At 69.4% G+C, this 16,582-nt stretch carries 17 protein-coding genes; 9 read left to right on the top strand and 8 right to left on the bottom strand.

All coding sequences use genetic code 11. The annotated features are described in order from the left end of the window. The first annotated feature begins 36 nt into the window (after positions 1-36). The 5 genes from CRV15_RS32150 (at position 37) to CRV15_RS32130 (ending at position 5,695) form a co-directional block, all read left to right on the top strand. Positions 37-657, top strand: coding sequence for a flavodoxin family protein (locus CRV15_RS32150; RefSeq protein WP_003953101.1), 621 nt, complete (start codon positions 37-39; stop codon positions 655-657). Between the two features lie 385 nt (positions 658-1,042). After that, entirely contained in the window at positions 1,043-3,265 is a 2,223-nt protein-coding gene (locus tag CRV15_RS32145; protein ID WP_003953102.1) for a glycoside hydrolase domain-containing protein, read from the top strand. Between the two features lie 13 nt (positions 3,266-3,278). Then, complete coding sequence (locus CRV15_RS32140; protein ID WP_003953103.1) at positions 3,279-3,749, top strand: hypothetical protein; 471 nt, start codon at positions 3,279-3,281, stop codon at positions 3,747-3,749. Further along, positions 3,746-4,486, top strand: a complete 741-nt coding sequence (locus CRV15_RS32135) for a hypothetical protein (protein WP_003953104.1) — start codon at positions 3,746-3,748, stop codon at positions 4,484-4,486. The genes CRV15_RS32140 and CRV15_RS32135 overlap by 4 nt, the downstream gene beginning before the upstream one ends. A 270-nt stretch (positions 4,487-4,756) precedes the next feature. After that, the gene (locus tag CRV15_RS32130; RefSeq protein WP_003953105.1) at positions 4,757-5,695 is read left to right on the top strand and encodes an aminoglycoside phosphotransferase family protein; all 939 of its coding nucleotides are present in this window, start codon (positions 4,757-4,759) and stop codon (positions 5,693-5,695) included. Positions 5,696-5,846: 151 nt separating this feature from the next. Here CRV15_RS32130 and CRV15_RS32125 read toward each other — a convergent pair whose 3' ends face one another. The 4 genes from CRV15_RS32125 to CRV15_RS32110 form a co-directional block, all read right to left on the bottom strand. Further along, entirely contained in the window at positions 5,847-6,302 is a 456-nt protein-coding gene (locus CRV15_RS32125) for a hypothetical protein (RefSeq protein ID WP_003953106.1), read from the bottom strand. A gap of 82 nt (positions 6,303-6,384) precedes the next feature. Further along, positions 6,385-7,446, bottom strand: coding sequence for an RNA polymerase subunit sigma-70 (locus CRV15_RS32120; protein ID WP_003953107.1), 1,062 nt, complete (start codon positions 7,444-7,446; stop codon positions 6,385-6,387). A gap of 282 nt (positions 7,447-7,728) precedes the next feature. Beyond that, positions 7,729-8,496 carry a methyltransferase domain-containing protein gene (locus CRV15_RS32115; protein ID WP_003953108.1) on the bottom strand — a complete coding sequence of 256 codons (768 nt, stop codon included), beginning with the start codon at positions 8,494-8,496 and terminating at the stop codon, positions 7,729-7,731. Between the two features lie 116 nt (positions 8,497-8,612). Continuing rightward, positions 8,613-9,188 carry a P-loop nucleotide/nucleoside kinase family protein gene (locus CRV15_RS32110; RefSeq protein WP_003953109.1) on the bottom strand — a complete coding sequence of 192 codons (576 nt, stop codon included), beginning with the start codon at positions 9,186-9,188 and terminating at the stop codon, positions 8,613-8,615. A gap of 278 nt (positions 9,189-9,466) precedes the next feature. On the opposite strand from CRV15_RS32110, the gene CRV15_RS32105 reads away from it, so the two are divergent. After that, positions 9,467-9,976 carry a hypothetical protein gene (locus CRV15_RS32105; RefSeq protein WP_003953110.1) on the top strand — a complete coding sequence of 170 codons (510 nt, stop codon included), beginning with the start codon at positions 9,467-9,469 and terminating at the stop codon, positions 9,974-9,976. A gap of 77 nt (positions 9,977-10,053) precedes the next feature. Here CRV15_RS32105 and CRV15_RS32100 read toward each other — a convergent pair whose 3' ends face one another. The 3 genes from CRV15_RS32100 to CRV15_RS32090 form a co-directional block, all read right to left on the bottom strand. Continuing rightward, entirely contained in the window at positions 10,054-10,524 is a 471-nt protein-coding gene (locus tag CRV15_RS32100) for a GNAT family N-acetyltransferase (RefSeq protein WP_003953111.1), read from the bottom strand. Positions 10,525-10,653: 129 nt separating this feature from the next. Beyond that, positions 10,654-11,415, bottom strand: a complete 762-nt coding sequence (locus tag CRV15_RS32095) for an ABC transporter permease (protein ID WP_003963318.1) — start codon at positions 11,413-11,415, stop codon at positions 10,654-10,656. Then, complete coding sequence (locus tag CRV15_RS32090; protein WP_003953113.1) at positions 11,408-12,658, bottom strand: ABC transporter ATP-binding protein; 1,251 nt, start codon at positions 12,656-12,658, stop codon at positions 11,408-11,410. Before CRV15_RS32090 ends, CRV15_RS32095 begins: the two co-directional genes overlap by 8 nt. 154 nt (positions 12,659-12,812) lie before the next feature. Here CRV15_RS32090 and CRV15_RS32085 point away from each other — a divergent pair, with 154 nt between their 5' ends. Further along, a complete protein-coding gene (locus CRV15_RS32085; RefSeq protein WP_009999328.1) occupies positions 12,813-13,709 on the top strand; it encodes a TetR/AcrR family transcriptional regulator C-terminal domain-containing protein in 897 nt (298 codons plus the stop codon). A gap of 7 nt (positions 13,710-13,716) precedes the next feature. On the opposite strand, the gene CRV15_RS32080 is transcribed toward CRV15_RS32085, so the two are convergent. After that, positions 13,717-14,490, bottom strand: a complete 774-nt coding sequence (locus tag CRV15_RS32080; RefSeq protein ID WP_003953115.1) for a glucose 1-dehydrogenase — start codon at positions 14,488-14,490, stop codon at positions 13,717-13,719. Positions 14,491-14,879: 389 nt separating this feature from the next. Here CRV15_RS32080 and CRV15_RS32075 point away from each other — a divergent pair, with 389 nt between their 5' ends. Together CRV15_RS32075 and CRV15_RS32070 are read left to right on the top strand one after the other, a co-directional pair. Then, the gene (locus CRV15_RS32075; RefSeq protein ID WP_003953117.1) at positions 14,880-15,905 is read left to right on the top strand and encodes a helix-turn-helix domain-containing protein; all 1,026 of its coding nucleotides are present in this window, start codon (positions 14,880-14,882) and stop codon (positions 15,903-15,905) included. Positions 15,906-16,295: 390 nt separating this feature from the next. Further along, entirely contained in the window at positions 16,296-16,511 is a 216-nt protein-coding gene (locus CRV15_RS32070; protein WP_003953118.1) for a hypothetical protein, read from the top strand. Positions 16,512-16,582: the final 71 nt, after the last annotated feature.

Here is a 16,582-nt window from a genome sequence, read left to right as displayed (position 1 = left end):
CGGAATAGCCCCCGGGCAGGGGGAGTTGGACCTGTCATGATCACCGACGAGCACCCCTGGACCGGCCGCTCCTTCCTCTTTCTCCTCGGCAGCTCTCGCCCCGGCGGCAACACCGAGACCCTCGCCCGCGCCGCCGCCGAACACCTGCCCGCCGACATCCCCCAGCGCTGGGTGGACCTGAACGAACTGCCGCTGCCCGACTTCCAGGACGGACGCCACGAGACCGGGGAGTGGCCCGTCGAGGAGACCGAGCAGATGCTGCGCGAGGCCACGCTGGAGGCCACGGACGTCGTGCTGGCCACGCCGCTGTACTGGTACACGGTGTCCGCGCAGACCAAGCGCTATCTCGACTACTGGTCCGGCTGGCTGGGCACGCCCGGCCTGGACTTCAAGAAACACATGGCGGGCCGGACCCTGTGGGGCGTGACGGTCATGGCCGAGCGCCAGGAGAACCGCGCCGACACCCTCACGGAAACCCTCAACAGCACCGCCGCGTACATGGGAATGCGCTTCGGCGGCGTCCTGCTCGGCAATGGCTCCCGCCCCGGCCAGGTGCGCAACGACGAGCGGGCACTGCGCCGCGCCGAGGATTTCTTCCACCGCGAGGCCCCGCTCGCCGAATTCCCCCGCGTGGAGTCGACGGCCGGTGTCGTCTGACGGTGATCGAAGGGCTTCAGCTCCGCGGCTGAGCCGCTGTTCGCATGAACCCGTGCTGGTTATTACGGTGTGATGACCGTGTGCGCGGGCCGTGTCCACATTCGGCCCGTTGGTGGTGCCCTGCCGGCGTCGATGCCCCATCCGCCAAGCCTGGTGATCACGTCGTTTCCGGTGGTGGTGCTTGATCCGTACAGCCGTACGGGTGTCTACTCAGGAGCTCCGGACAGTCGGCGGGTTTCCTTCCGTGTTCCTTTATCGATTACCGCTTGTATGCACGAAGCACCTTGCGCCCTCTGTGATGATTCGTTCCCTTGGAGACTCTGGGCGGTGGAATAGCTCTCGCCGTCCCATGCCCTTTGCCTGACCCCAAACGACAGGAGACTTCATGGCCGACGAGATGGTGCGCAGAGCACAGGCGTTCATCAACGCCGCCTATGACGGAAAACTGGGCATAGGCCACCTTCCCGAGAACGGGGAGACGGGCTGGAAGACGATGTTTGCCCTGACCCGAGCCCTTCAGTACGAGCTGGGCATCGCTACACTGTCGGACACGTTCGGCCCGACGACTCTGTCCACGCTCCAGACGAAGTACCCCATTCTCAACGCCTCCACGGTGCCGTCCGCGAACTTCGCGAGGATCATTCAGTCCGCCCTGTACTGCAAGGGCTACGACGGTGGTGAAATCGATGGACGGTACAACTCCCGTGTGATTGCGTCGATTCTCAAGCTGAAGCAGAACATGGGTGTGGACTTCGCCTACCCCGGCAGTGACCTGGTGCCGAAGGTGTTCAAGGGTCTCCTCAACATGGACGCCTACACGACCGTCAACGGCGGTTCGAACACCATTCGGGGCGTGCAGCAGTGGCTGAACGGAAATTATGTCCACCGCAGGGACTTCTTCATCATCCCGGCCGACGGCCATCACTCGCGTGATGTCGCCAAATCCATGCTGTTCGCCGTGCAGTACGAGCTCGGCATGGCCGACGGCACGGCCAACGGGGTCTTCGGTCCGGGGACCCAGGCCGGGCTGAAGAACCACCCCGTCGCCTCCGGTGACTCCAATACCTGGGTACGGCTGTTCTCGGCCGGGATGGTCCTCAACCAGCGTCCCACCGCTTTCACCGGTACCTTCACCAGCGCTCTCGCGTCGGCTGTTTCCGACTTCCAGGCTTTTGTGAAACTCCCGGTCAACGGCAGGGGAGACTTCTCGACCTGGGCCTCACTGCTGGTCTCCCACGGGGACCAGTCCCGCAAGGGCGCGGCGTGCGACGGGGTCACGAGGATCACACCGGAACGGGCCGCCACGCTGAAGGCCGAAGGCATCACCTACATCGGGCGCTACCTCACGAATCCCACGGGAGGAAAGCCCTATGAGAAGGAGATCCAGGAGGGCGAGCTCGCGACCATCGCGGCCAACGGTCTACGCTGCTTCCCCATCTACCAGACTTACGGCCGTGACGCCTCCGACTTCAGCTACATCGCCGGCCGGACCGCCGGGCAGGCTGCGATCAACGCGGCTCTGGACCACGGCTTCAAGCCCGGTACGCGAATCTTCTTCGCGGTCGACTTCGATGCCCTTCTGGAAGACATCGTCAACAACGTCCTGCCGCATTTCAAGGGCATCCAGGACGCGATAGCCGACGACGGCAACCGATTCCAGATCGGTGCCTACGGCCCGCGCAATGTATGCACGCGCGTCGCCGAGGCCGGTCACTCCACGGCCTCCTTCGTCTCCGATATGTCATCCGGATTCTCCGGGAACTTCGGCTATCCACTCCCGGCCGACTGGGCCTACGACCAGATCGTCACACGCACCGTCGGCACCGGGGCCGGGTCGATCGAGATCGATGTCAACATCGCCTCGGGACGCGACACCGGACAGGGCACGTTCAACACACCGCGCACGGCCAAGCCCGACACCCGTCTCGACCCGTCGGTGACCACGGCGATGATGACCGACGTGGGCAAGTACATGGAATCCCTCGGCTACCCCAACAGCGGCGGCACCAGGAGCTATCAGCACTGGAAGTGCTTCCAGACAACCGTGCTGGACCATGACCAGGTCATCACGGAGCTGTCGAACAGGCACAAGATGCGCAAGGCGCTCATCCAGACCACGGCGTACTGGGAGATGCGGCACATCGACCCTGCCGATGAAGCGGCCTGGGCGACCGTGATCGCCGCGTTCAATACCACGGGGAAGTACATCAGGGACACCTCCACGGGAATCGCCAAACAGCGGGCGGTGACGCTCATCGGCGCCTGGAACCACGGCCTCACCAAGGGTTATGTGACGGGTCGCCCGATTCTTGACGTCGGCAGGGACGAGGACAAGTACAACATCTGGAAAAAGGCGTACGACGACCAGGCGTTCGCGCTCACCAGCGTCGCCGTGATCCATATGTGGGACATCGACGGAAAGCCCGGCGGGGACGACAACTCGCCCGCGATCGGCCCGCCGCGTCTGAACTTCAACGACCGGGAGATCTACGAGGTCCTGCGTCGCTACCAGGGTCCTCCCGTCGAGCCTGCGCTCGGCGAGGCAAAGAAGCGGATGGGGTTGTACTACATCATGGAGAAGTACAACTCGATCTCCCGGAACGTGTGACAAGCTACACCGTATGTCAGGAGATGCTCCATACGAGAGCCATAATCCCGTCCTTTTGCTCCTGTTGCTGCTGACAGGGGTCATCGCCACGCCATGGCTGGCCGTCCGGGCCGGGCTGCTGTTGGCGCGCACCGGAGCCAGACGGACCAGGCGCACCCTTCTCAAGGGTGCCGTCGCGCTGGCCTGGGCCGGGATGATCGGCATGTACACATGGGGTCTTCTGCATCTCTTCTTCCTGGATGAAAGCAATCAAGCCAAGGCGTGTCAGGAGACATTGGGGCCGGAAAAGATCAAAAACCTCAACGGGTATGAATCTTCCTTTGTGCCTCTGCGTTTCGGGTGCCGCACCGAGAGTGGGCGGACATATGAAGCGGCCATTCCCGGATACGTCAATCCTGTGACAGGGCTCCTCGGAGTGACATCCATCGTCCTGACCGGATACGCCATACGCTCCGACAAAAAGCTTGAGGAGACGACTACGTGACAGTGAAGATTTCCCGTCGCACCGCCTTGCGGCGTGCGGCGTTCGTGGCCGTCGGCGCGGCGGTGGCCTCGCAGGCGATATCGCTTCCCGCCCGGGCGGCAGCGAGCGGTCCCGACCCGAATGAGATCCGTGAGGCGGTACGGAAGGCGCAGGAGCGCAACAAGCGTGTCCTGACCGGCGTCCCGTCGAAGAACGGCTGGGAGATGGAGAAGGTCGCCGACGGCAACGGCAATATCCACACCCGTCCCGTACCGGGGCTGCCCTTCGGCATACAGGTGCGCATGGGCGATGCCGAGACCGTGCTGGTGCATGTGCTCCAGCGCTTCCACTACGAGGTCGACGCGCTCCGCGACGGCGACGTGATCGGCTGGCGCGCGCCGGGGACGGTGCGCAAGGGGCTGGCGGAGTCGAACCAGGCGTCCGGCACGGCGGTACGGATTCGGCCCGGTTCCTACCCCTTCGGGGCTCGTGGTGGCTTCTACCCGCTGGAGGAGCAGGCCATCCGGGACATCCTTGCCGACTGCGAGGGTGTGGTCCGCTGGAGCGGGGACGACCGCAAGCCGGACGAATCCCTCTTCTCCGTCGACGTTCCTCCGGGTGACGAACGGCTTACCCGGGTGGCGGAGAAGATCCGAGGCTGGCACTTCACCCCGGGCTCCGGCTCCGGTGTCCTGGTGGACCCGCTCCAGCCGCAGCGCCGTGCGTCGGCGAGGAGGCTCGCCGCGCGGCAGGTGTGACACCCGGATCGCGTCACGAGCACCGCCCGGTGGTCCGGGTCCCACGACGGGACCCGGACCACCGGTTCGTGTGCGTGTCGGAAGGCCCCGCAGCCGCCCCCGCCCAAGGTATTTCGCTTGATCGCACAGCCCCCGGCGGGGTTAGGCTGAGGGCATGCTTTGACGCCTGCCCGGACCCCGGGCACCCCCGCCGCACCCTTCGTCCCGAGCCCTTCCAGGCCGCTTCCGGCCCCGCAAGCTCTCGCAGAAACAGACGAAGGAAATCTCACCATGTCCTCATCGACACTGATCGATGTCCCCGACGTGTTCGCCGCGTCGTACGGCACCCAGGGCCCCGAGGCCCGTGCCTGGCTCGTGGAGCTCCCCCGCATCGGCGGTGAGTTCCTGGACCGATGGCGGCTCCGGCCGGACGGCCCGCCGGCCCATGGCATGGCCTCCCTGGTGCTCCCCGTGCTCCGGGAGGACGGCACGCCCGCCGTGCTCAAGCTCCAGCAGCTCCGCGAGGAGACCGCCCACACCGCCACGGGCCTGCTGGCCTGGCGCGGCGAGGGCGTCGTCCGGCTGCTCGACCACGACGAGAGGAGCGCGACCCAGCTCCTGGAACGGCTCGACGCGGCCCGGACCCTGTCGTCGCTGGACGACGACGACACGGCCATGGCGGCGCTGGCGGGGCTGCTGGCCCGGCTGACGGCGGTGGCCGCGCCCATCGGAGTGCGGAAACTCTCGGGCATCGCGGCGGCGATGCTGGAGCGGACCCCCGAGGCGGTCACCCGGCTGGGCGACCCGGCCGAGCGGCGGCTTGTGGAGGTGTGCGCGTCCGCCGTCGCCGAGCTGATCGGGGAGAGCGGCGACCGGCTGCTCCACTGGGATCTGCACTACGACAACGTGCTCGCGGCCCGGCGGGAGCCCTGGCTCGCGATCGACCCCGAACCGCTCGCGGGCGACCCCGGCTTTGAACTGCTTCCGGCGCTGGACAGCGCCTGGGAGAAGGTCGCGGCCTCGGGCGGGCCCGGGGTGACACGGACGGTGCTGCGGCGGTTCGACCTGCTGACCGGCGCGCTCGGTCTGGAACGGGACCGGGCCGTGGGCTGGACGCTGGGGCGGGTGCTCCAGAACGCCCTGTGGGACATCGAGGACGGCAAGGTCGCGCTGGAGCCGACGCAGGTGGCCATCGCCACCGCGCTGCTGGAGCACCGCAGCGCGCGCTGAGACCACCCCGAAACCCGGAAGCAGCCCCGAAACCCGGCAGTCCCGGCAGGCCCGGCAGCCCCGAAGCCCTGGGGCTCTGACGGCCTGACCCCTTGACGGCACCTCCGTGTCCCTGGCCCGAGACCTTCGGGCCAGGGACACGGGGCCGGCCTCAGCGGACCCGGGTCATGACGGACGAGTACCCCCCGCCGCCCGGGTAGGTCCAGCTCCCGCTGAGGGTGTCGCCGTCAGGGCTGAACGTGCCCTGGTAGAAGGCGGGAGAGCCCTTCTCGCCGGCCCAGATCGTGAGCGTGTCGCCGTCGTCGGAGGGGTCGTAGACATAGTCGAAGGTGTTGCCCTCGTTGTCGTAGAAGTGGGAGAGGATGTCCTCGCCCGGCTTCTCGGCGCCGAAGGGCTTGCTCCGGCCGATGATCTCCATGCCGACGATCCGCTGCCCGTTCTGCGTCAGATCGATGTCCTGGGCGAGGAAGTGCCCGCCCTCCAGCCAGCGATAGGTGACGGTGCCGGTGGCGCCCCCGCTGACCCGCCAGGGCCCGGCGAGCCGGTGCAGGGCGCGGAGCTCCAGGTCGGCTCGGGTAGCGGGGGTGCCGTAGCGGTTGTCGGTCATATGAGGTGCCTTTCCCTTGCGTTGGTGCTCATATGACGGCGGAGCGCCCACGAAGGAATCGGCGAAACCCGAGTGACCTGCGTCACATGCCGGGGTCGGGGTCCGCCGGGTCCAGATCCGCCGGGTCGAGCGTGGCGGAGAGGCCCGCGGCGGGCAGCAACTCGGGTCCAAAGGTCGTGATGTCGGTGATCAGACCGTTCTCGATCCGCAGGACGTCGATGTTGACGGCGGTGTACCGCTCCGCGCCGGGACGGCGTACATAGTTCACGGCGGCGGGCTGCCGGTTCACCTCCAGCGTCCGCGAGTACCAGACCCCCCAGGAGCCCTCGCCCTCCAGGACCGGCCGCCACATGTCCAGGATCGCTTCCCGCCCGCTGAACACCAGATGCGCCGGAGGCATGCACTGACGCGCGTCCTCGTGCAGCAGCGCGGTGAGTGCGGGCAGGTCGGAGCGTCGGCAGGCGGCGACATACCGGTCGAGCAGCGCCCGTTCGGCCGGGGTCGGACCGGTGGCCGCGTTCCAGTCCGTACGTTTCTCGGGCAGATGCTCCCGCAGGGTCGCGCGGGCGCGCTGAAGCGCGCTCTTGACCGAGGGAACGCTCATCTCCAGCGTGTCGGCGGTCTCCTGGGCGGGCAGCCCGGCGGCGTCCCGCAGCACCAGGACGGCCCGCTGACGCGGCGGCAGATGCTGGATCGCCGCCAGGAACGCCAGCTCGATCGTCTCCCGTCCGATGGCGGCGGTCTCCGGCTCCGCCGCCGCGGGCGCGGCGAGGTCGAGCAGCCGATCGGGGCAGGGCTGGAGCCAGGTGACCTCGGCCGCGACCGAGGCCGCAGGTCCGCCACCGCTGTCGACCGCCGCCGTGGTCCGGCGCCGTCGCCGGGCCAGGGTGTCGAGGCAGGCATTGGTGGCGATCCGGTAGAGCCAGGCGCGGAAACCGGAGCGCCCCTCGAAGGTCGTGCGCTTGTCCCAGGCCCGCAGTAACGTTTCCTGCACCATGTCCTCGGCCTCCGTGAAGGACCCGAGCATCCGGTAGCAGTGGACATGGAGTTCATGGCGGTGGCGTGCTGCCAGCTCACCGAACGCGGACTGGTCCCCCGCTCTGATGGCCTCCGCGGTCCGCTGGTCCTCGGCCGAGGACCACATGCCTTTGGCGGACCGCGTGTCCTTCGAAGGCCGCGTGTCCTCGGAGGGCCGTATGCCCTGCCCCTTCTCCGCCCTGCTGCCTGTCCGCTGTCCTGCCCCTGCTCCTGCTCCTGTTCCCGCCGCCGATGCTGCCGCCGCTGCCGATGCTGCCGTCGTGCTGTGCTGGCCGTCCACGTGGTTCTCTGCTCCCGCCCGGTACCGGTGGTGGTGGTGATGTCATCGCTCCCGACCGACGGTAGTCGGCCGCCGCGGGCCCCAGGACCACGACGTCCGAAACACCCGTCAGCCGGAGACGGGCTTGCGCGCCTCGATGAGGAAACGTGTGGAACGGGCGGTGAACGGCCCCTCGTCCTCGATCCGTTCATGCAGCTCGCGCAGCCGCTCCCGATACCGCTCGACGGTGAACCCCGGCACGATCCAGACCACCTTGCGCAGAAAGTAGACCACCGCGCCGATGTCCCGGAACTCGACCGGCAGCGACTCCGAGCGCAGGTCCACGACCTCCAGACCGGCCGCATCGGCATCCCGCCGGGCCGTGTCGGGATGGCGCAGCCGCCGCACCTCCTCGGGCTGCGGACCGAGGAAGAACTCGGTCAGCTCGAAGACGCTGGCGGGCCCCACCTGCTGCGAGAAGTACGTCCCGCCGGGCATGAGCACCCGGGCGATCTCCTCCCACCACACGCTCACCGGATGCCGGCTGACCACCAGGTCGAAGGCCGCGTCCGCGAACGGCAGCGGCGGCTCGTCCTCGTTTCTGACGACGGCGACCCCGAGGGGGTGGAGCAGCCGCGTGGCCGTGGCCGCGTTCGGCGGCCACGCCTCGGTGGCCACCGTCAGCCGCGGCCGTACCGGTACCCCGGCCAGCACCTCGCCGCCACCGGTCTGAAGGTCCAGCGCCGCGGTGGCGCGGGCCATCCGCTCGCCCATCATCCGCTGATAGCCCCAGCTCGGCCGCTGCTCCGTGGCCCGCCCGTCCAGCCAGGAGAAGTCCCAGCCCGCCACCGGCTCGGCCGCCGCCTCGGCCACCCACTCCTCGAACGCACGCGGCATCCCACACATCCTCTCCGTCGGTCCGTCTGCCCGTGTCTGTCTACCCGTCTGTTCCGTCGTCCGTCTCCCTTGGACGACCGGCCTGGACGGGGCCACTCCGGCGGGACGGGCCGCCGTCAGCCGCTCATGCCGGACAGTCCCGAGGCCGCCGCCCCGGCCCCGGCGTGGACCCGTGCCAGCACCTGGTCGGCCAGCTCCGCCGTGGTCAGCTCCCCGTCCAGGTATACCGTGCCGCCGGGCAGCACACCGGGCGCGGCGAGCGCCGAGTCGATCTGTTCCCGGCACCAGAGCCGGGCCCGCTCGCTCTGCTCGGGATCACCGGGCGCGACGGTCCGCCCGTCGATCCGCTGCTCCAGGACCGCGCGCGGGACCTTGAGGAAGAAGTGCTGGACGGTGATGCCCGCGTCCGCCAGGGCGCCGTGGATCTCCCGTACGTACCCGGCGTCGACCAGCGTCATCGGAACCAGCACCGGACGGCCGTACTCCGTGACCAGTCCCATCGCGAGCGAGGCGGCCTGCTGCCGCCACAGCGCCAGATCCTGGAAGTTGCCGGTCGGCGACCCCACGATCTCCTGGAGCAGATAGCCCACCTGCTCCGGGTCGTAGACCAGAGCCTCCTGCCACCGCTGCGCCAACTCGTCCACGAGCGTGGTCTTCCCGCTGCCGAACCCGCCGTTCACCCAGATGATCACGTGGTCCCCCTCCCGTAGGTCCGTACCTGCCCGGGACTTCCCGTTGCCCGCCCCCGGGCTCCGGCCCATCCTGGCACGCCCGTGGAGGGGCGCTGACGTCGCCGGGCGCGGGGAGAGCGACCGTGGCAGCGGGACCCGGCCCCCTTCGAGACGTCAACTTCGCTACGCCGTTTTCACCTTTTCGGGGAATGGATCGGCATAGTCCGTTGCGTCAACGATGGTCCCCCCGCGCCCGTCGGGGTGTCGGGGAGTCATCGACAACGAGGGGAAGTGGTGTGATGAGGGCCAAATCGAGCCTGCTCACGCCCGTCTTAGCCATCGCCCTGGGCGGCACCGTACTCGTCGGCACCGTGCTCGTCGGCGCCGCGGAAGCGGCGCCCGCCAAGTACACCCACGCCCAGGCAGCCGCCCAGCTGAGGCAGGCGGGGATCGGCTGGTCGTCCACGGGCAACTGTTCCGACTGGAACAACCGCAGGTGCACCTCGTTCACGAACATCAACAAGACCACCATCGCCGGAGTCGTCGCGTTCAAGGGCGCGAGCCGCTGCACGGTGGTCGTCACCGGCGGCACCGAGGTCGGCCACGCGTCCGGGCGGTACAGCCACCGCAACGGGTACAAGGTCGATGTGTCGACCCGGTACCGCTGTGTGACCCGGTACATCACCAGGAACTTCGAACGGGCGGGTACGCGCCCCGACGGGGCTCCCCTCTACAAGTCCCGCGCGGGCAACGTCTACGCCAACGAGGGCAACCACTGGGACATCACGTACTACAACGGCAGGGTCTGAGCGCTGACGTCCGGTCTCTGACCGGCTGTTCCACCGGGGGCGGGCCCACTGGACGGCGGTCGGCCCGCCCCCTCCCCTCACATCAGGTCGAGGACCCCGACCGGCTGGTCCCCGCTGGTCTCTCCCGTCGGCCGGAAGCCGAGCTTGAGATAGAACTCCTCCGGGCCGTCCGCCCCCGCGTGCCAGGTGACGAAGACACGGGTACCGCCCCGGCGCCGGATCTCGGCGGCCACGGACTCGACCGCGAAGCGGCCGTACCCCTTCCCCTGCTCGGCGGCGGCGATGTTCAGCCGCCACAGCCCGGAACGGACGTCCTCCCGGCTGCCGTCCCCCTTCCAGTCGATGTCCAGGAAGGCCATCAGAAACCCCACCACACGGTCGCCGTCGAGGATGAGGCGCGGCCAGGCCGTGTCGCCGCGTGCGTACGCCTCGGCGAGGGAGTGCGCCACCGGTTCGACCGAGTGCTCCTGGTCGGGGCGGATCGTCACCCCGATCGCGGCCTCGACATTGGCCGGGGTGATCTTCTCCAGGCGGAGCGATGATGTCATGCACGCAACTGTAAGTGGTTGGAGCAAACAGTTTTCCGGACGGCGTGCCTGGTGAGCGGTGTGTACTGCGGGAAGGCAGCGCGGTCGGCCCGCACCCCCGTGCCGGGCCGACCGCGGTCCGGGACCGGCTCAGTCGACGCGGAGCCGGAACAGCACCCCCGAGGCGGCGACCGACACGGCCAGCAGCCCGCCGCACCACAGCAGCGCGATCCAGGGCGCGTTCCCCACCGGCAGTCCGAGCAGCAGCCCGCGCAACGACTCGATCAGCGGCGTCACCGGCTGATGGTCGGCGAACGGGTGCAGCCAGCCGGGCATGGTGTCGACCGGGACGAACGCGCTGCTCGGATAGGGCAGGAACGTCAGGAGGAACGTGAACCCGCCCGCCGCCTCGGGGCTGCGGGCCAGCAGCCCCATCGCCGCCGAGAACCAGGAGATCGCCACCAGGAACGCGCCCAGCAGCGCACCCGCCGCCAGCCAGCCCGCCGCGGAGGCGTCCGGCCGGAAGCCGATCAGCAGGGCGAACGCGAGGACGAGCCCGGTGGAGACCAGGTTCCGCAGGGTGCTCGCGGCGACATGCCCCGCCAGCAGCGCCGTACCGCTGACGTCCAGTGCCCGGAACCGGTCGACCGTCCCGCCCTGCATGTCGTCGCTGACCGAGACCGCCGTGGTCCCCGCGCCGAACGCGGCGCAGAGGACCAGGATTCCGGGGACGACATAGGTGACGTACTCGGTGTCGCGGCCGGTGTCGATCGCGCCGCCGAAGAAGTAGACGAAGACCAGCAGCAGCATCAGGGGCAGCAGCAGCGCCATGACCAGAGCGTCGACGGCGCGCCTGCTGATCCGGACGGAGCGGCCCGCCAGCACGGCGATATGGGTGAACGTCTCAGACATGGCCGGGCTCCCGCGCGGTCCGCCCGGTGAGGGCGAGGAAAACATCGTCGAGGGTGGCCCGCCGTACGGCGAACCGGAGGATGTCCCCCCGTTCCGGATCGGCCAGATCGAGCAGGGCCCGTACATCGGCGGCGGTGCCGTCGGTGGGGACCTGGAGAACGGGGAGGGAGGCGGGGGCAGCGGCGGAGTCCCGCGGGCCCGCGGGGTGCGGGACACGGAACGCGTCGCGCACGGCCGCCGCCGCACTCCGTTCCGGATTCCGGTTCCGATTCCGTTCCGTGCTCCGTTCCGCGCCTCGTTCTGTGTTCCGTTCGGTGCTCCGCTCCGGGCGGTGGGAGGAGGAGGGCAGCGCTCCGGGGGCCTTCGCTTCCGGGGCTGTCACTTCCGGGGCTGTCGCGCCCATGAGGCTTGTGGTGTCCCTGAGTCTTGTGGTGCTCATGAGGTCCGCCGCCCCCGAGCCGTCGCCGTACTCCTGAGGGACCCCCCGGGCCGAGAGCCGTTCCCGCACCCGTGTCCAGGCCCCGGCTCCGGCGGCGGTCAGTTCCAGACGGTGGCCCGCCACTCGGGTCTTGAGTTCGTCCGCCGTGCCCTGCGCGGTGAGCCGCCCGCCGTCGAGGAGGGCGATCCGGTCCGCCAACCTGTCCGCCTCCTCCAGATACTGGGTCGTCAGAAAGACCGTCGTCCCCTGCGCCGCCAGCTCCGTCACGACCCGCCACAGCTCGGTGCGCCCGCGGGGGTCGAGCCCGGTCGTGGGTTCGTCGAGGAAGACCACGCGCACATCGCCCACCAGGCCCGCCGCCAGGTCGAGCCGTCGGCGCATGCCGCCCGAGTAGGTCTCGACGGTGCGCCGGGCGGCGCCGCTCAGGCCGAACCGTTCGATCAACTCGGCGGCGTGTCGGCGGGCGGCGCCGGGGGAGAGCCCGCGCAGCCGGGCGACCAGCCGCAGATTCTCCTCACCGGTCTGCTTCTCGTCGACGGAGGCGAACTGTCCGGTCAGTCCGATGGCCCGGCGCACCAGGCGCCGTTCGGTGGTCACGTCATGTCCGGCGACCCGGACCCGGCCCGCGTCGGGTCTGGTCAGCGTGGTCAGGACCCGGACGGTGGTGGTCTTCCCGGCGCCGTTCGGGCCGAGGAGGGCGAAGACCGTGCCGGGCGGGACAGAGAGGTCGATGCCGTCGAGAACGCGTGCGTGGCGATAGGACTTCACCAGGCCCACGGCCTCGACGGCAGGGGAGTCGGTCATGGGAACCACCCTTCTGCGTATGCCATACGCTCTACTGCGTAAGACTTACGCATTACTAGGATGGTCGTCAAGCGGCCGTCGCGGCAGGAGCGGCGGAGGGAGCGACAGGACGAGGCACGGGCCACAGGGCACGGCCGGGCGAAGGGCGAACGTGATGGTGGGCGAGAGCGACGGCGGCGGCACCTGGCTGCCCGCCAGTGTCGAAGCGGCATGGGGCCTGCGCGAACGCCCCGCCAAAGGGCCCCGGCCGGGGCTGAGCATCGACCGGATCGTGGCCTCCGCCGTGGCGGTCGCATCGGCGGAAGGGCTCGGCGCGGTGTCGATGGGCCGGGTCGCCAAGGAACTCGGTGTCTCCACGATGTCCCTCTACCGCTATGTCGCCGCCAAGGACGAGCTGTATGTCCTGATGCAGGAGGCCGCCGTCGGCGCGCCGCCCCCACCGCCCCCGCCGGGAACGGGCTGGCGGCAGGCGCTGCTGGAGTGGGCCACCGCACAGCGCGCGGCCGTCCGGCGTCATCCGTGGGTACTGCGCCTGCCCATCGTGGGGCCGCCCGCGACGCCTAACTCGGTGGCGTGGTGGGAACAGGGGCTCGCCGCTCTGGAGGAGACCCCGCTCGACGACGGCGAGAGGATCTCGGTGATCATGATGATCGCCGGGTTTGTCCGTCATGAGGCGACGACGGAGGCCGACCTCCATGAGGCGATCACCTCGTCCGGCCTCGGCCCGGACGAGGTGATGAGCCGCTACATCCGTACGCTGAAGCGGCTCGCGGACCCCGAGCGCTTTCCGTCGGTGGCGCGTGTCCTCGGCTCCGGTGTGATGACCGTGGCCGGTCCGCCGGACTTCGACTTCACCTTCGGGATGGCGAGGATTCTGGACGGCGTGGAGGCGCTGATCCGCGCCTACGAGGAGGACGGCGCCCCGGTGGCCGACCCGGTGGCCGGTCCGGTGACCCATCCAATGGCCGGTCCGGTGGCCGACGGTAACGGACCGGCGACCGAAGGGACGGGCCCGTCGGCCGCCGAGGGGTGTCCGGAACGCGGCGCCTGACCTCCGGTCAGAGGCGGGAGCCGCCGGAGGCGTCGATGACCTGCCCGGTCACCCACCGGGCGGCGTCCGACGTGAGGAAGGCGACCACGTCGGCCACATCCTCGGGACGCCCGATCCGGCCCAGCGCGGAGACCTCGGCCGCCGCCTGCCGCACCTCCTCGTCGCCGCGCAGCCAGGCCGCGTTGATGTCGGTGTCGACAATCCCGGGAGACACCGAGTTGACGGTGATGCCCCGGGGGCCGAGGGCCTGCGCGAGGGTACGGCTGAACGTGTCGATCGCACCCTTGGTCATGCTGTACGCGGTGATCTCGGGGAAGGCCATCCGGGCCGCGCCGGAGGAGACATTGACGATCCGGCCGCCGTCCCGCATCCGTTCCAGCGCCCGCTGCGCCACGAAGAACGGCGCGCGCACATTGACCGCGAACATCTCGTCGAAGGTCTCCGGTGAGGTGTCGCCGATCGCGCAGCGCACATTGATGCCCGCGTTGTTGACGAGAATGTCGAGGCCGGTGTCGTCCGTGTGCTCCACGACCTGGCGGTCGTAACCGTCCCAGAGGGCTTCGACATCGCCGGGTTCACCGAGTTCGGCGCGGAGGGCGAAGGCCGATCCACCGGCCGCGCGGATGGCCGTCACTACCTCATCGGCGGCCTTCGTGTTCCGCCCGTAGTGGACCGTGACCAGTGCGCCCTCCCCGGCGAGCCGTATCGCGATCGCCCGGCCGATGCCTCGGCCGGCACCGGTGACGAGCGCCGTTCTGCCGGACAGGGTCAGGGAGCCCATGGGCCGTCCCCTCTCTCATGGCTGACATGGCTGACATGGCTGAGTGACACGGCTGATGCCGCTGATGCGGGTGGCATGAATGGTGTGGATGGCGTGGGGTGTCCCGGCGGTGTTCGCGGTGGCCGCGAGGATGAACGTACACACGTTCCCTGGTGATGACGACAGAAAAGCAGCCGTTCTGACGGCGGCCGGGGGCAGTGGGTCCGGGGCGGGCGCGGGCGGGCTCCCGGCGGATACGGGCGGGCTCCGGGCAGATGTGTGGCGCCCATCGAGGTCGCGCGCAAGCGCCCGGAATGCGGTACCTACGCGTGATGACCCATGAATTCCCTAGGCTGCACGTGTACATGAACGGCTCGCGCACCCGTATCCCGTGGCCCGGAGGTACCACCATGACCACAGCTCCCCCGCGGCAGCCCCGCCCCGTACCGTCCCTGCCGATGGTCCACTTCGACAGCATGGACATCCCCGCGTCCGACCGTTTCGCCTACTGGTGCGATCTGATGGGCAGCACCCACGCCCCCCTCGATCTGCTCAGCGACCATGCCGACGACTTCCGGGCGCGTCAGCAGGTGTTCGGCCTCGGCGATGTGGTGGTGTGGCCCGCCACCTTCCCTTCGGTGATCATGCGGCGCTCGACGAAGCTCATCCGGCAGTCGGACCCCGAGAGCTACCATCTCTCCCTGCTGCTGAACGGGCACGGTGTGGTCACCCGGCAGGACTGGGAGGCGGACTACGGACCCGGGCACTTCCACAGCCAGAACACCTCCCAGCCGGTCGATATCCAGGGCTCGTCCGAGCTGGGCCGCATCCAGATCATCGGGCTGGAAGTGCCCAAGGAACTCCTGCCGTTACCGAAGCGGCTCGCCGATCGCGCCATCGGGCTGCCCATGTCGGAGCGGCACGGCGTCGGCGCCCTGCTGGGACAGTTCCTGCGCCAGGTCGCGCGGAACGCGGGCGACTACCGGCTCGCCGACGGGCCCCGGCTGGGCGGGGTGGCCGCGGACCTCGTCGCGACGATGTTCGCGCACGCGCTGGACCAGGAGAACGCGCTGCCGCCGCACACCCACCGGTATACGACGGTCCTGCGGATCAAGGCGTTCATCGAGCGGAACCTGGGCGACCCGGAGCTGACCCCGACCGCCGTCGCCGCCGCCCACAACATCTCCACCGGCCATCTGCACCGGATCTTCCGCGAGGAGGGCATCACCGTGGCGGCGCTGATCCGCCGCTCCCGGCTGGAGCGCGCCCGGGCCGAACTCGTCGATCCGCTCCGGGCGGGGGAGCGCGTCCACACCGTCGCGGCGCGCTGGGGGCTGACGGCAGCGGAGTTCAGCAGATCCTTCCGGGCCACGTACGGGATGTCCCCGAGCGACTACCGCCAACTGCACCGGCGGACCGGGCCGGGCGACCGCTGAGGCGGCTGACCACTGGGGCAGCCGGCCTCGGAGGCTGATGGCGACCCGGGGCAGTCGGCCACCCGGGGCAGCCACCGAGGCTGGCCGTCCGAGGCTGATGGCCACCAGGGCAGATGGTGTCACTGAACCACAAGAAACCGGTCACCCGGTGCCAACGACATGGCGCGATCCCTTGGGCATGGTTGGAGGCGTACGGGGGAACGTGCCGGGCCCTCACACGGGGGCCCGGCACGAAGTCACTCCCGTTCGACTCCCGTCGACTCCGCGCCATGAGGGTGGGCGCACACCGTCCGTTCGGGTCTGGCCGGTCGTGGCGCCGCTCGGAACGGACGGTCTTTCCGATCATGCTGGTGTCGGATTCCGCGGGACCGAGCGATCGAGGAGAGCACGATGCCGGACGACACCGTCACACGTTTTCTGAAGGCCCTGAGCCCGCAGCACCGGGAGACCGTCGAGCAGCAGCCGCGTGAGCGGCAGGAGCGGCTCGCCGCCGAGTGGGAGACGGAGCTGGTGCAGGACACCGACCTGGACACACTGAGCGAGCTGTCGCCTCCCGCAGCCGAGAGCGAGGCGGCCCTGAGGGTCTTCGAACGACACACTCCCTGAAGCTGAAGCCTTCCGACACGCCCCCGGGCCGACTCCTCCTCGGCCCGGGGGTCTCCGTTTCACCCGTCAGG

Origin of the sequence: Streptomyces clavuligerus (assembly GCF_005519465.1) — a bacterium.
In the GTDB taxonomy this organism is placed as follows: domain Bacteria; phylum Actinomycetota; class Actinomycetes; order Streptomycetales; family Streptomycetaceae; genus Streptomyces; species Streptomyces clavuligerus.
The sequence above is the reverse complement of the archived record's forward strand: the minus strand, read 5'-3'. Positions and strand labels throughout refer to the sequence as shown.